This is a genomic window from Pseudomonas sp. GW821-FHT11D10 (assembly GCF_058808435.1).
The window spans coordinates 757,254-771,467 of the sequence record NZ_JBXARR010000001.1 but is presented as its reverse complement, the minus strand read 5'-3'; the positions used below and the strand labels follow the sequence as shown (position 1 = coordinate 771,467).

The following is a 14,214-nucleotide window of genomic DNA, read 5'->3' as shown; positions in this document are numbered from 1 at the left end:
CAATGGAACGTATCCCGATTCTTCAGATGGGCGACTTCCTGCTGGTGACCATACAGGTCGACATGCATGACCAGCTCGCCCTCACCCTGCAGGACGACCTGTCCGAACGCATCAGCAAAACCTCGGCGCGCGGCGTGTTGATCGACATCTCGGCGCTGGACATGGTCGATTCGTTCATCGGCCGGATGATCGGCACCATTTCCGGCCTGTCGAAAATCATGGACGCCGAAACCATGCTGGTCGGCATGCAACCGGCGGTGGCGATCACGCTGGTCGAGCTCGGCCTGAACCTGCCGGGCGTCAGCACCGCGCTGAACGTCGAGCGCGGAATGAAACTGTTGCAGGAACGAGTACGCCAGCAATGACCGTGCGCAGTAGCGGTACACAACCGATCAAAATCGAGCAGGACGTGGTACTGGCCCGGCAACAGGCGCGCAAACTGGCCACCGAATGCGGCATGCGCCTGATCGACCTGACCAAACTGGTGACCGCCGTCAGCGAGCTGGCGCGCAACACCATGGTCTACGGCGGTGGCGGCGACATGGACTGGCAGATCCTCGACGACAACCACAAGGTCGGCCTGCGTCTGACCTTTCGCGACGAGGGGCCGGGGATTGCCGACATCAAACTGGCGATGACCGATGGCTGGACCTCCGGCAGCGGTTTGGGCCTGGGCCTGACCGGGGCCAAGCGGCTGGTGGACGAGTTCGAACTGGACACTGCGCCCGGCGAAGGCACCCGGATCACGATCACCCGATGGACATGAATATCAGCGGGAGTCTGACCCGAGTGCTGCCCCTCGAAGACAGCAGCCAGATCGGCCATGCCCGGCGCACGGCGCAGCAACTTGCCGAGCAGCATGGTTTCGATGAGCGCGATGCCGGACGTGTCGCGCTGGTGGCCACGGAACTGGCGAGTAACGTACTGAAACACGCGACGCACGGCGAACTGCACCTGCGGGTGTTGACGCGAGTCGATGGTTTCGGCATCGAAATGCTCGCGGTCGACCGTGCCGGCGGCTTCGATCTCGACGCGTGCATGGCCGACGGTTTTTCCACGGGTGGCACGCAGGGGATCGGGCTCGGCGCGGTGTCGCGTCAGGCGGAAGTCTTTGATGTCTACGCCGACGCCCGGGGCGCGGTGCTGCTGGCGCGGCTGTATCCGCGAACCGATCGACAGCCGGATCGGCGCTTCGGTGTCAGTCAGCACTCACTGCATAACGACCCGGCGTGCGGTGATGTCTGGCATCTGGCGTTCAACGGGCCGGACATCAGCGCCCTGGTCATCGACGGTCTGGGCCATGGCGAAGACGCCGAGCGTGCCGCTCAGGCCGGCGAGAAGGCGTTTGCCCTGACCCCGTTCGCCGCCCCGGTGTTGCTGATGGAAGACCTGCACCGGGAAATGATCGGCACCCGGGGCGGCGCGGTGGCGTTTGCGCAGTTCCATGGCGAGCGCGACAGCCTGACCTACGCCGGTGTCGGCAACATCGGCGCCAGTCTGGTGACGGCCGACAAATCCCGCGGACTGGCCTCGCACCCGGGGATCGTCGGCGCCCAATACCGAAAAGCCCAGCCCTTTGACTATGCTCACGTGAACGGACATCTATTGATCATGTACAGCGACGGCTTGCAGTCCCGTTGGAACCTTCAAGACTACCCCGGTCTGGTGCATCGCCATCCCGCCGTGATAGCCACCGTCCTGCATCGCGACTTCTGTCGCGGGCGCGACGATGTAACGGTGCTGGTCGTTGCCCTGGAGGCCGCCCATGGCTGAGTCCCCGACCTTGAACAGCGCCGAACAGACCGCGCTGATCGCCCAATTGCAGAGCGAAACCGCCGCGCTGCGCGAAGAGCTCGACGAAACCAATCAGGGCGTGCTCGCCCTGTATGCCGAACTCGACACCCAGGCCGAACAACTGCGCCAGGCCTCGGACCTGAAAAGCCGCTTCCTGTCGTACATGAGCCACGAGTTCCGCACCCCGCTGGGCTCGATCCTGAGCATCAACAGCCTGCTGGCCGACGAGCTCGACGGCCCGCTCAGCCCCGAGCAACACAAGCAGGTCGCGTTCGTCAGCAGCGCCGCCCGTGAACTCAGCGACATGGTCGACGACCTGCTCGATCTGGCGAAGATCGAGGCCGGGCGCATCACCATTTCCCCGGCGTGGTTCGACATGTTCGATCTGTTCGCCGCACTGCGCGGGATGTTCCGGCCGATTGTCGACGCCACGGCGGTAGACCTGATTTTCGAAGAACCGGTGGGCCTGCCGCGCCTCTTCACCGATGACAAGAAGCTGGCGCAGATCCTGCGCAACTTCATTTCCAACTCGCTGAAATTCACCACCCGTGGCGAAGTCCGGGTCTCGGCACGCCTCGAAGGTCAGGACAAAGTGCGATTTGCAGTGAGCGACACCGGCATCGGTATCGCCCCGGAGCTGCACGGCACCCTGTTCGAAGACTTTTCACAGGTCGATTCACCGCTGCAAAAACGCCTGCGCGGCACCGGGCTCGGCCTGTCGCTGTGCAAACGCTTCGCCGAATTGCTCGGCGGTGAGGTCGGTGTCGAAAGTACGCCGGGCGTGGGCTCAAGCTTTTTCGTGATCATTCCGTTGGCGATTGCCCAGGAGAACGTCGATGAAACATGACATCCGTCTGTTGATCGTCGATGACAACGTCGCCACCCGCTACGCCTTGCGCCGACGCCTGGAGCGCCACGGCTACGAAGTGTTCGAGGCCGGCACCGGCGGCGACGGCCTGGCGCTGATTGCCAGTCAGTCGCTTGATGCGCTGATTCTCGACGTCAACCTGCCGGACATGAGCGGGTTCGACATCGTGCGTAAACTGCGCACCGACCCGGGCACCGCCCTGCTCCCGGTGATCCACGTGTCGGCGGCGTCGATCCAGACCGGCGACATCATCACCGGCCTCGACGCCGGTGCCGACGCTTACCTGATTCACCCGGTCGATCCCGATGTGCTGCTGGCAACGCTGCGCACCCTGCTGCGAGTGCGCGACACGGAGAACGCCCTGCGCGAAAGCGAGGCGCGTTTCCGCGAGATTTTCGTCAACATCTCCGCGCCCATCGCCGTGCTCGACGCCGACCTGAAAGTCCACGAGTGCAACCACGCCTTCTCCCAACTGATCCAGGACAACCGCGACCCGCAGACCCTCAGCGAATGCTTCGCCGAGGATCAGAGCGCGATCCTCGACGAACTGCGCCTGCGGCTGGAGGACGGCGAGCGCTGGAAAGGCACGCTGAACATGCGCGTGCAGGGCGAGATCCGCGAGACCGAGTGGCAGATTTCACCCTATCGCACGCCGAGGCTGAGCCTGGTGTTCGTCGAAGACGTCACCGAGCACCGTCACCGCGAACGCTCGCACCTGGCGCGGCTGGACGACACCACCACGCAACTGGCCAAGGAAGTCGCCGACCGGGTCCGCGCCGAATCGCAGCTGCTGCAAGTACAGAAAATGGATGCGCTGGGCAAACTCACCGGCGGCATCGCCCATGACTTCAACAACCTGCTGACCGGGATCATCACCAGCCTCGAACTGATCCAGAAACGCGTCGCCGATGCGCGCCCGGACAAGGTCCAGTTCTACGCCGAAGCGGCCCTGAACTCGGCGATGAGTGCGGCCTCGCTCACCCACCGCCTGCTGGCTTTTGCCCGCCAGCAACCGCTCGACACGCGTCCGGTGGACATCAACGATCACGTGCGCTCGCTCGAAGAATTGCTGGTGCGCACCATCGGTGAACGCATCGCCCTCAAGCTTGAGCTGACCACTAAACCTGCGATTGCGCTGGTCGACCCGATCCAGCTGGAAAGCGCGGTGCTCAACCTGGTGATCAATGCCCGGGACGCGTTGCCCCAGGGCGGCAATATCTGGGTCAGCACCTACGCTGCGTACTCCCACGGCGACCCGAACCTCACCGATGGTTCCTACGTGGCGCTGTCGGTGCGCGACGACGGCACCGGCATCGAGCACAGCGTCATCGACAAGGTATTCGAACCGTTTTTCACCACCAAACCACTGGGCCAGGGCACCGGGCTGGGGCTGTCGACGATCTATGGTTTTGCCCGCCAGTCCGGCGGCGATGCGCACATCCGCAGCGTAGCGCGACGCGGCACCGAAGTGACGATCATGCTGCCGGCGACCACCGACCCGACCGCTGCCGATCTGACGCCTCCGGTGATCGACCCGCAGGGGGCCGGCGAGCATGTGCTGATCGTCGAAGACATGCCGTCGGTGCGGCTGTTCGTCACCGAAGTGCTGGAAGACGCCGGTTACCGCTGCACCCAGGCCGGCGATATCGAAACCGCGCTGGAGCGTCTGCAGAACGATCCGTCGATCAACCTGCTGCTGACCGACGTCGGCCTGCCGCGCATGAACGGTCGCGAACTGGCCGACGTTGCCCGGGGCTGGCGCGAAGGGTTGCCGATCCTGTTCATGACCGGCTACGCGGAAACCGCAATCAATCGGCAGGTGTTTCTCGGTGCGGGCATGGAGATGCTGGTCAAACCGTTCCAGATCCGTGAGTTGCTGGACAAGGTACGCCGCACGCTCGACGGCGCCTGACACGCCTAGCGGCTGAGGGCACGGGCAAGAAACGGCGCAGTCCGGCTCTTCTTGCTCGTCGCCACTTTCTGAGGCGTACCGGCCACGACGATCTTGCCGCCCTGATCTCCAGCCCCCGGACCGATGTCGATCACCCAGTCGCTCTGCGCCACCACGCGCATTTCATGCTCGACCACGATCACCGTGTGCCCTGCCGTCACCAGCGTATCCAGTTGCTCCAGCAAACGGTCGACATCGCGCGGGTGCAAGCCGGTGGTGGGCTCGTCCAGCACATACAACGTCGCGCCGCGCTGGTTGCGTTGCAGCTCGGTGGCCAGTTTGATCCGCTGGGCCTCGCCGCCGGACAACTCGGTCGCCGGCTGCCCGAGGCGCAGATAACCGAGGCCGATGTCACGCAAAACCTCCAGCGAGCGGCGGATCGCCGGTTGCTCGGCAAACACCGTCACCGCCTCGTCCACCGTCAGTTGCAGCACCTGCGCGATGCTCAAGCCCTGCCAGAGGATGGCCAGGGTCTCGGGGTTGTAACGCGCGCCATGGCAGGTCGGGCACGGCGCATAAACGCTGGGCATGAACAGCAACTCGACACTGACAAACCCCTCGCCTTCGCAGGTCGGGCAGCGACCCTTGGCGACGTTGAAGGAAAACTGGCCGGCGTCGTAACCCGCCGCTTTCGCCTCGTTGGTTGCAGCGAACAACTTGCGCACGTTGTCGAACAACCCGGTGTAGGTCGCCAGATTCGAACGCGGTGTTCTGCCGATAGGTTTCTGATCGACCTGCACCAGACGCTTGATCGACTCCAGCCCGGCGCTGACCTGGCCGGTGCTGGCGATCGGGGTATCGTCTTCCAGATTGAGCTCCTCCGGCTCGGCGTCACTGACGCTGCGCCCGAGCTGTGCGCCGACCAGTTCGAGCAGCGCCTGGCTGACCAGGCTCGACTTGCCGGAGCCGGAGACGCCGGTGACCGAGGTGAAACAGCCCAATGGAAATTCGGCGCTGAGGTTATCGAGATTGTTGCGGGTGACGCCATCGAGCTTCAGCCAGCCCGACGGTTTACGCGCGGCGCGGGTTGGCCGTTGCTGTTCGGCGAACAGGTAGGCGCGGGTCTGCGACTGATCGATCGCCGCCAGCCCCGGCGGCGGACCGCTGTAGAGAATCTGCCCGCCCTTTTCGCCCGCTGCCGGGCCGACGTCGATCAGCCAGTCGGCGCGGCGCATGGTGTCCAGATCGTGCTCGACCACAAACACGCTGTTGCCATCGGCCTTCAGACGCTGCAAGGCCTCGAACAGCGCCTCGCCGTCGGCCGGGTGCAGGCCGGCGGAAGGTTCGTCGAGCACGTAGATCACGCCGAACAATTGCGAACCCAGTTGGGTGGCCAGTCGCAGGCGTTGCAACTCGCCGGAGGACAGGGTTGGCGTGCTGCGTTCCAGGGCCAGATAACCGAGGCCGAGATCGGTCAGGGTGCTGACCCGGTCCAGCAAATCCTCGGCAATGCGCTGCGCGGCCAAGCGTTTTTCCAGCGACAGGTTCGGCGTATGGCGCACGTCCGGCGCGTTGGCGTGGCCGCTCGCGCCATGGGCCACGCGCTGCTGGCGGGCTTCACGGGTCTGGCTGTGGGTCAGGGTTTCGCCGGTTTCGTCGGCGTGTTCCAGCCAACTCGGGTCCGCCACCGGTTTCAAGACTTCGGCGACTTGCAGCAGCGGCATCCGCGACAGCTCGCCGATGTCATGCCCGGCAAACGTCACCAACAAAGCCTCGCGCTTGAGGCGCTTGCCATCGCACAGCGGGCACAGGCTGCCGAGCATGAATTGCGACACGCGCTTCTTCATCAGCGCGCTTTGCGAATGGGTGAAGGTGTGCAGGATGTAGCGTCGGGCGCCAGTGAACGTGCCCTGATAGCTCGGTTCCATCTTGCGTTCGAGAGCGACGCGGGTTTCTTCCGGGGTCAGCCCGGCGTACACCGGAACCGTCGGTGTTTCCTCGGTGAAGAGGATCCAGTCGCGCTGCTTTTTCGGCAGTTTGCGCCAGGGAATATCGACGTCGATGCCCATGGTCACCAGGATGTCGCGCAGGTTCTGCCCCTGCCAGGCCAGCGGCCAGGAGGCCACGGCGCGTTGGCGGATGGTCAGATTCGGATCGGGCACCATCAACGCCTCGGTCACCTCGTAAACCCGGCCCAGTCCATGGCACTCCGGGCACGCGCCTTGCGGTGTGTTCGGTGAAAAATCCTCGGCATACAGCATCGGTTGACCCGGCGGATAACTGCCGGCGCGCGAGTACAGCATGCGGATCAGGCTCGACAGCGTGGTCACGCTGCCCACCGACGAACGCGTGCTCGGCGTGCCGCGTTGCTGTTGCAGGGCCACGGCCGGTGGCAGTCCTTCAATGGAATCGACGTCCGGCACACCAACCTGATCGATCAGCCGCCGCGCATAGGGCGCCACCGACTCGAAATAGCGCCGCTGGGCTTCGGCATACAGCGTTGAAAACGCCAGCGACGACTTGCCTGAGCCCGACACGCCGGTGAACACCACCAGCGCATCACGGGGGATATCGACGTCGACGTTCTTCAGGTTGTGTTCACGGGCGCCGCGCACGCGAACCATGCCGGCGGCGGAATTTGAGCTGCGCTTGGAGGTCATTGGCCAGCCTTGGTCAAGGGATTCGAAGCTCAGGCACTGAGCACGGAACGGATCATCTGCAACAGCGCTTCGGGGCCGTAAGGCTTGCCGAGCAAATGGGTGTCGGGGCTGAGCTGATGGTTGCGCGAGATGATGTCGCGGGTGTGGCCGGAGGTGAACAGCACCGCCACCGGTGGCATTTGCACCTTGGCCCATGCCGCCAGATCGGAGCTCTTGATCAGGCCGGGCATGACCACGTCGGTGAAGATCAGGTCGACCCGCGCGCCTTCCATCAACATCTGCATGGCTGCGTCGCCATTGCCGGCGATCAGCACGCGGTAGCCTTCTTCGCGCAACAACTCGACCGCCGAGGTGCGTACCGCTTCGTTGTCCTCGACCACCAGGATCGTCTCGTGGCCGCCCGTGAGGTGTTTCTCCACACTGGGTGCCACTTCGCCCATCGGTCGCAGGCTGCGCGGGAAGTACAACTGCACGCGCGTGCCCTGGCCCACCTGGCTGTCGATCTCGACATGCCCGCCGCTCTGTTTGACGAAGCCGAACACCATGCTCAAACCGAGACCGGTGCCCTGGCCGTCGGCCTTGGTGGTGAAGAACGGTTCGAACACCTGCTCGAGCATGTGCGGGGCAATGCCGACGCCGCTGTCACTGACCGAGACCCGGACGAAATCCCCCGGCACGATGCCCTTGCCCGAACAGAACGCCCGGTCCAGTGAAAGGTTGGCGGCGCCGAGCACAATCGTGCCCTCGCCCTTCATGGCGTCCCGGGCATTGATCGCCAGATTGAGAATGGCGTTTTCCAGTTGATTGCGATCGACGTTGATGTGCCACGGTTCGTCCGGCAGTTGCACGTCGATCTGAATGGTTTCGCCCAGCGCCCGTTGCAGCAACTCGCCGACGCCTTCGAAGATCTGCCGGGGATTGCATACCGCCGGCGACAGCGGCTGGCGACGGGCAAACGCGAGCAGTTGCGAAGACAACTTGGCACCACGCTCCACCGCCGCCAGCGAGGCGCTGACCCGACGCTGGACGTTGGCGTTGTTCGGTTCATGCCGCGCCAGCAGGTGCAGGTTGCCGGCGATCACTTGCAGCAGGTTGTTGAAGTCATGGGCCACGCCACCCGTGAGGCCGCCGATGGCTTCGAGTTTTTGCGACTGGCGCAGTTGTTCTTCAGCGGAGAGCCGCGCCTCGACCTCATCAGCCACACGCTGTTCGAGATTGCGGGTGAATTTGAGCAGGGATTCTTCGGCGATCTTGCGCTCGTGGATGTCGATCAGCACGCCGGGAAAACGGAACGGCTGGCCCTGCTCGTCGAACTCGCAGCAACCGCTGGCCAGCACCCAGAGGAAGCTGCCATCGGCGCGGATCACACGGTATTCAGCGTTGTACGGTTCGCCGGTGCGCACCGAATTCTCGACGCACTCCTGCACCCAGAGACGGTCATCGGGATGAATGTGCGCCTCGGCGATGTGCTGCGGCAGGTTGGTCAGGTCCTGATCCGGCGGAAAGGAGAATGTGCGGGCAAATCGCTCGTCGGCGGACAGCACGTTGTTTCTGACATCCCACACGAAAGATCCAAGCAAGGCACCGGCATTCAGCGCCAGGCGCACCCGCTCGTTGTCGGCGCGGTAAGCGTCTTCGGCTGCCTGGCGCAACCGTTCTGACTGCACCAGTTCGGTGGTTTCCACCACCATCGCCATCACGCCCGAGGGAACTCCCGCATCGTTGGCCACCGGGCTGTAATACAAATCGAGCCAGACGTCCTCGGGCACGCCATCGCGCAGCAGCACCAGCACCTTGTTGCGGTACTCAAGCGTGCCGCCCGCCAGACAGGTGTCGACCACATGCCGGTTGAAGTCGGCGACTTCCGGCCAGCCCAGTTCCACCGGTGATCCGAGCAGGTACGGATGCCGGCCGCCGGCGAACCGGGAATAGGCGTCGTTGTAGATCATGTAACCGGCATGGCCCCAGAGCATGACCATCGGCAGCGGAGAGGCCAGCATCAGCTGGACCGTGCTGCACAGGCTGGCGGGCCAGGTTTCGAGGGGGCCCAGATCCGTGCCGCTCCAGTCGAACGCACGGATTCGCCCGGCCATCTCGCCTTGCCAGCCGTCACACCCATGGCTATCGGATAAAAACTGCATCGGCTGCTTCAACGCCTTGTGGTGGGTCCGGTTCTATCGCTGCGCGTTCAAGCGCCGCGTCCGTCTGTTTCGAGCGCGCCGGGCAGCGATGGTTTCATTAGAGGTATAGCCGATTTCACCCCGGCTCGACGTTCAGACTTCGATCAGGTGTTTGAGCGGATGGTAGCCGGTCTTGAGCTTCGCAGCGACGTCGAGAATCGCCTTCTGGATGCCGTCCAGGTGCATGCAGGTCAGCTCGATCGCCGCGCTCTGATTGCCGGCCTCGATGTACTCGATCAGCCGCAGGTGTTCGTCGTCGCGACAGGCTTCGTGGCTGTCGTCATCCAGCGCGGCGGCGTACAGCGAGGCGCGGGAAATCAGTTTCTGGAACCAGTCGAGCAACACCGGATTGTTCAGGCTGCGGGCCAGTTTGATGTGGAACTCACCGAGCAGGTGAATCAGCCGCTCATGATCGCCTGCCTCGTGGGCTTCGTCTTCCAGCAGCAAGTGATCGCGCAAGTCCTGCATCACCGCAGAGTCCTTGCGCCGGCACAGTTCGGTGACGATGCCGATCTCGATCAGGCGCCGGGTTTCGAACAGCGAACGGATCTCTTCGTCGCTGGGCAGCGACACCGACGCACCTTTATTGGGCTCGGTGGTGACCAGTCCGTCGGCCTCCAGTTGCTTGAGCGCGGCACGAACCGACGTGCGGCTGACATTGAACAATTCCGCCAGCGACGCCTCGCCCAGCTTCATTCCCGGACGCAGCGAACGCTTGCTGATCGCCTCGTAAACCCCTTGGTAGACGCGGTCGACCGTGGTTTCCGTTTTCTTCTCGGTCATTCAAAAACTCCTTCAATGCTGGCAACGCTGCCCGACGAACGACTCAGTCAGGGAAATGGGGGGTTGCGCAAGCAGATTAATCCGGGTATTTCTAAATTGCATTCAGATATTGCATACAATAATTAGAGGATTGCACCATTATGGGTCAACCAATAGCCATTGAAGTGCGTAACGTATCCAAGCGGTATTCTGATGATCCTGGCCTGGCACCAGCCCTCGACAACGTGTCGGTGAACATCGCCGACAACGAATTCTTCACCCTCCTCGGCCCCTCGGGCTGTGGCAAAACCACCCTGCTGCGCACCATCGCCGGTTTCGAACACGTCAGCGAAGGCGAGATCCGTCTGGCGGGCGAAACGGTCAATCACCTGCCGCCGTTCAAGCGTCGGGTCAACACGGTGTTCCAGAGTTACGCGCTGTTTCCGCACATGAGTGTCGCGCAGAATATCGCCTTCGGCCTCGAGATGCAGGGCCTTGATCGCAAGACCATTCCCGGACGGGTCGACGAAATGCTCGCGCTGGTGCAGATGGAGCACCTGGCCGGGCGCAAACCGGCGGAATTATCCGGCGGTCAGCAACAGCGCGTCGCTCTGGCCCGGGCCCTGGCGCCGAAGCCGAAAGTGCTGCTGCTCGACGAGCCGCTGTCGGCGCTGGACCTGAAGCTGCGCAAGGAAATGCAGGTCGAACTCAAGCGCGTGCAGCAGGAAGCCGGCATTACCTTCATCTTCGTCACCCACGATCAGGAAGAAGCCCTGACCCTGTCCGACCGGATCGCGGTGATGTCCGCCGGCAAAATCCTGCAGATCGGCACCCCGACCGACATCTATGAACGGCCGCAGCACCGCTTCGTCGCCCAGTTCATCGGCGACATCAATTTCCTCCCCGGCCAGCTCAAGCGCGGCGAGCACAACGAAAACATCTTCGTGCCCAACGGCATGCCGGTGGAAATCCCCTGCCCGCCACAGGGCGTCAGCGGCAGCAGCGTGCAACTCGCGTTTCGTCCCGAGCGCTCGCAACTGGTCGCGGCGGATCAGCCCCATCATCTGCGCGGGGTGATCGAGGCCGTGCTGTATGTCGGCACCGCGACGTTGTACCAGTGCCGTTTGAACAACGACATCAAAGTCATGCTGCGGGAAAACAACGAAGGCCTGAACCGTGGTCGGGCGGTCGGCGAGCGCGTGGCGGTGCATCTGCCGCCCCAGGCCTGCCTGTTGATGGAGGCCTGAGATGAGCGTCAGCAGCACTTCCCCCTCCCTCAACCGCGCGCTGTTGCTCAGCCCGGTGGTGTTGACCCTGCTCGCCCTGATCGCCATTCCGCTGGGGATCATGGGCTACATCAGCCTGCTGCCGCGCAACACCTACGGCGGCGTCGACTGGCAGGCCCAATGGCAACTGCAGAGTTACGTGCAGCTGTTTTTCCAGGAAGGTTTCGACGGCGAACTGGAGCTGAACTGGGTCTACGCCCAGGCGCTTTTGCGTTCGGTGTTCCAGGCCGGTGGCACCACGGTGTTGTGCTTTTTGTTCGGGTTTCCGGTGGCGTTGTGGATGTCGAGCCTGACCCCGCGCCGACGCAACCTGATGGTATTGCTCATCACCATCCCGTTCTGGACCAACCTGCTGATCCGCAATTACGCGTGGCTGATCATCCTGCGCGAACAGGGCTGGGTCGCCCAGAGCCTCAACGCGCTGTTCCCGAGTGCCGGCGGCATCACCCTGCTCTACAACGACTTCGCGGTCAGCGTCGGCCTGGTCTACAGCTTCCTGCCGTTCATGATTCTGCCGATCTACTCGACCCTGGAAAAACTCGACTGGCGCCTGGTGGAAGCCGCCTATGACCTGGGCGCCAACCGCTGGCACGCGCTGCGCCGGATCATCCTGCCGCTGTCGATGCCCGGCGTGATTGCCGGCGCGTTGCTGGTGTTCGTGCCGAGCCTCGGCGCCTTCATCACCCCGGCGATTCTCGGCGGCGGCAAGACCCTGATGATCGGCAACCTGATCCAGCAGCAATTCGGCACCGCGCGTAACTGGCCGCTCGGCAGTTCGCTGTCGTTCCTGCTGCTCGGGATTCTGCTGCTGTCACTGGTGCTCTACGCCCTCTACAGCCGCAGCGCGGCGAAAACCCTGAACCGGGGAGCGAAAGCATGATCTCTCTGCACCTGAAAAAACTCCCGGCGACCCGGGAAATCAGCCTGCTGATCCTCGCCTATCTGTACGTACCAATCCTGGTGTTGATCGCCTACAGCTTCAACGCCAACCGCTCGGCGACGGTGTGGACCGAGTTCTCGTTCGCCTGGTACGGGCGGATCCTGGCCAACCCGTCGATCCAGACGGCGGCGCTGAACTCGATCATCGTCGCGACCATCGCCACCGTGTGCGCCACGGCGATTGCACTGCTGGCGGCGCTGGCGACTTACCGGCCGTTCTACGGGCAGAAAATGGTCGAGGGCGGGATCAACCTGCCGCTGATCCTGCCGGAGATCGTCACCGCCGTGGCCACCCTGCTGCTGTTCATGGCGCTGGGGATCAAGCTCGGGCTGATGACCGTGATCGTCGCGCACATCGGCTTCTGCATTCCGTTCGCCTACCTGCCGATCCGCGCACGGCTCAACGATCTGGACAAGAGCCTGCTGGAAGCCGCCAACGACCTGTACGCCAACCCGTGGCAAGTGTTCCGCCGCGTGACCTTGCCGCTGCTGTGGCCGGCGGTGTTGTCCGGTCGGTGCTGGCGTTCGTGGTCAGCCTCGACGATTTCATCATGACCTTCTTCGTCGCCGGGCCCGGTTCGACCACGTTGCCGGTGTACATCTTCTCGGCGATCAAGGCCGGCGTAACGCCCGAGATCAACGCGATTTCGACCCTGATGCTGGTGATTTCCATCGTGCTGGTAGTGCTGGCCTTCTGGCTCGGCCAACGCGGCAAACAACAATAAACCTGGAGCGCTCTGTTCATGAAAACCAAAAGCATGCGTTTGGCTATTTCCGGTCTGGCCCTGAGTTGTTTCACCGCGTTCAGCGCCCACGCGGCCGAACCCAAGCAATTGTTCTTCTACAACTGGACCGATTACTACCCGGTGGACCTGCTGGCCAAATTCGAAAAGGAGACCGGGATCAAGGTCACCATGGACGGCTACGACAGCAACGAAACCCTGCTCGCCAAGTTGCAGGCCGGCGGCGCGGCGTATGACGTGATCGTGCCGTCGCAGTCGATCATGCAGACGCTGATCAAGCAGGACCTGCTGCTGGAAATCGACGCTCCGACCCTGAACAACTTCCAGTACGTCAAAGGCCCGTTCCGCGACCCGAGCTTCGACCCGGGCCGCAAGTTTTCGGCGCCGTATCTGTGGGGCACCACCGGGTTTTCCTACGACAGCGCCCGGGTGCCGGGCGGCAAGCTCGACGACTCGTGGAAAGAGTTCTTCGAACCGCGCAAGGAGCTGCAAGGCCAGCTCGCCGCCCTCGACACCTCCAGCAGTGTGATCAACGCCGCCAGCCACTACCTGAACGTCGACGAGTGCACCGAAAACCCGCAGGACGCCAAACGCATCCTCGAACTGCTGCAAAAGCAGAAACCGTTTTTGAAGATGTACAGCTCCGACAACACCGTCGACCGCATGGCCTCGGGCGAAGTGATCATGATGCAGAACTGGAACGGCTCGACGGCCCGCGCCACGTTGCAGAAGAGCACCATCAAGTACGTGTACCCGAAAGAAGGCCTGGCGATGTTCCAGGACAACTTCGCCGTACCGAAAAGCGCGCCGCATCCGGGCAACGCGAAGATCTTTATCGACTGGATGATGAAGCCCGAGAACGCGGCGGCCGTGTCCAACGCGATTGCCTATGCCAACGGGATTCAGAGCGATCAGTTGCTGGATGCGAAATGGAAGGTCATGGACGCGATCAACATGCCCGAGGAATACGCCTCGCGGCTGCGGCCGGAGAAGGAGTGCAGCAACAAGGCGCGGGAGCTGCAGGATCGGATTTGGTCGAAGCTTAAGGGTTGATCCGAAACCGCAGCCCTCACCCTAGCCCTCTCCCAAAG

Annotated in this window: 11 protein-coding genes and 1 pseudogene; 9 read left to right on the top strand and 3 right to left on the bottom strand. The window is 63.2% G+C overall.

The window, feature by feature from the left end:
* Nucleotides 1-2: 2 nt before the first annotated feature.
* From AC1RT4_RS03715 to AC1RT4_RS03695, 5 genes are read left to right on the top strand one after another with little or no spacing between them, the layout of a single operon-like run.
* Complete coding sequence (locus AC1RT4_RS03715; RefSeq protein ID WP_007959463.1) at nucleotides 3-365, top strand: STAS domain-containing protein; 363 nt, start codon at nucleotides 3-5, stop codon at nucleotides 363-365.
* Nucleotides 362-766, top strand: coding sequence for an anti-sigma regulatory factor (locus AC1RT4_RS03710; protein WP_007959462.1), 405 nt, complete (start codon nucleotides 362-364; stop codon nucleotides 764-766). Before AC1RT4_RS03715 ends, AC1RT4_RS03710 begins: the two co-directional genes overlap by 4 nt.
* On the top strand, nucleotides 763-1,773 hold the full coding sequence (locus tag AC1RT4_RS03705; protein WP_493084450.1) for an ATP-binding protein: 1,011 nt from the start codon (nucleotides 763-765) through the stop codon (nucleotides 1,771-1,773). The genes AC1RT4_RS03710 and AC1RT4_RS03705 overlap by 4 nt, the downstream gene beginning before the upstream one ends.
* A complete protein-coding gene (locus AC1RT4_RS03700) occupies nucleotides 1,766-2,641 on the top strand; it encodes a sensor histidine kinase (protein WP_230731214.1) in 876 nt (291 codons plus the stop codon). The genes AC1RT4_RS03705 and AC1RT4_RS03700 overlap by 8 nt, the downstream gene beginning before the upstream one ends.
* Nucleotides 2,631-4,574 (top strand): response regulator, encoded by a 1,944-nt coding sequence (locus tag AC1RT4_RS03695; protein WP_493083602.1) that lies wholly within the window; start codon nucleotides 2,631-2,633, stop codon nucleotides 4,572-4,574. The genes AC1RT4_RS03700 and AC1RT4_RS03695 overlap by 11 nt, the downstream gene beginning before the upstream one ends.
* Nucleotides 4,575-4,579: 5 nt before the next feature.
* On the opposite strand, the gene AC1RT4_RS03690 is transcribed toward AC1RT4_RS03695, so the two are convergent.
* From AC1RT4_RS03690 to AC1RT4_RS03680, 3 genes are all read right to left on the bottom strand, one after another.
* Nucleotides 4,580-7,213 (bottom strand): excinuclease ABC subunit UvrA, encoded by a 2,634-nt coding sequence (locus AC1RT4_RS03690; protein ID WP_493083600.1) that lies wholly within the window; start codon nucleotides 7,211-7,213, stop codon nucleotides 4,580-4,582.
* A gap of 29 nt (nucleotides 7,214-7,242) precedes the next feature.
* Entirely contained in the window at nucleotides 7,243-9,354 is a 2,112-nt protein-coding gene (locus AC1RT4_RS03685; protein WP_493083598.1) for an ATP-binding protein, read from the bottom strand.
* 132 nt (nucleotides 9,355-9,486) lie between these two features.
* Nucleotides 9,487-10,176, bottom strand: a complete 690-nt coding sequence (locus tag AC1RT4_RS03680) for a GntR family transcriptional regulator (RefSeq protein ID WP_007959456.1) — start codon at nucleotides 10,174-10,176, stop codon at nucleotides 9,487-9,489.
* Nucleotides 10,177-10,316: 140 nt separating this feature from the next.
* Here AC1RT4_RS03680 and AC1RT4_RS03675 point away from each other — a divergent pair, with 140 nt between their 5' ends.
* The 4 genes and pseudogenes from AC1RT4_RS03675 to AC1RT4_RS03660 all read left to right on the top strand — a co-directional run bounded on the left by AC1RT4_RS03675 (nucleotide 10,317) and on the right by AC1RT4_RS03660 (nucleotide 14,176).
* Nucleotides 10,317-11,402 carry an ABC transporter ATP-binding protein gene (locus AC1RT4_RS03675; RefSeq protein WP_493083595.1) on the top strand — a complete coding sequence of 362 codons (1,086 nt, stop codon included), beginning with the start codon at nucleotides 10,317-10,319 and terminating at the stop codon, nucleotides 11,400-11,402.
* Nucleotide 11,403: 1 nt separating this feature from the next.
* Entirely contained in the window at nucleotides 11,404-12,321 is a 918-nt protein-coding gene (locus AC1RT4_RS03670; protein ID WP_007959454.1) for an ABC transporter permease, read from the top strand.
* Nucleotides 12,318-13,105: pseudogene (locus AC1RT4_RS03665) on the top strand (ABC transporter permease). The gene AC1RT4_RS03670 and the pseudogene AC1RT4_RS03665 overlap by 4 nt, the downstream one beginning before the upstream one ends.
* Nucleotides 13,106-13,123: 18 nt before the next feature.
* Entirely contained in the window at nucleotides 13,124-14,176 is a 1,053-nt protein-coding gene (locus tag AC1RT4_RS03660) for an extracellular solute-binding protein (RefSeq protein ID WP_221534872.1), read from the top strand.
* The last annotated feature ends 38 nt before the right edge of the window (nucleotides 14,177-14,214 follow it).

Excerpts from the sequence above, each read along its gene's own strand:
- AC1RT4_RS03710 (WP_007959462.1), top strand. The coding sequence starts at position 362 with ATGACCGTGCGCAGTAGCGGTACACAACCGATCAAAATCGAGCAGGAC.
- AC1RT4_RS03670 (WP_007959454.1), top strand. The coding sequence starts at position 11,404 with ATGAGCGTCAGCAGCACTTCCCCCTCCCTCAACCGCGCGCTGTTGCTC.
- AC1RT4_RS03690 (WP_493083600.1), bottom strand. The coding sequence starts at position 7,213 with ATGACCTCCAAGCGCAGCTCAAATTCCGCCGCCGGCATGGTTCGCGTG.
- AC1RT4_RS03700 (WP_230731214.1), top strand. The coding sequence starts at position 1,766 with ATGGCTGAGTCCCCGACCTTGAACAGCGCCGAACAGACCGCGCTGATC.
- AC1RT4_RS03685 (WP_493083598.1), bottom strand. The coding sequence starts at position 9,354 with ATGCAGTTTTTATCCGATAGCCATGGGTGTGACGGCTGGCAAGGCGAG.
- AC1RT4_RS03695 (WP_493083602.1), top strand. The coding sequence starts at position 2,631 with ATGAAACATGACATCCGTCTGTTGATCGTCGATGACAACGTCGCCACC.
- AC1RT4_RS03660 (WP_221534872.1), top strand. The coding sequence starts at position 13,124 with ATGAAAACCAAAAGCATGCGTTTGGCTATTTCCGGTCTGGCCCTGAGT.
- AC1RT4_RS03680 (WP_007959456.1), bottom strand. The coding sequence starts at position 10,176 with ATGACCGAGAAGAAAACGGAAACCACGGTCGACCGCGTCTACCAAGGG.
- AC1RT4_RS03715 (WP_007959463.1), top strand. The coding sequence starts at position 3 with ATGGAACGTATCCCGATTCTTCAGATGGGCGACTTCCTGCTGGTGACC.
- AC1RT4_RS03675 (WP_493083595.1), top strand. The coding sequence starts at position 10,317 with ATGGGTCAACCAATAGCCATTGAAGTGCGTAACGTATCCAAGCGGTAT.
- AC1RT4_RS03705 (WP_493084450.1), top strand. The coding sequence starts at position 763 with ATGAATATCAGCGGGAGTCTGACCCGAGTGCTGCCCCTCGAAGACAGC.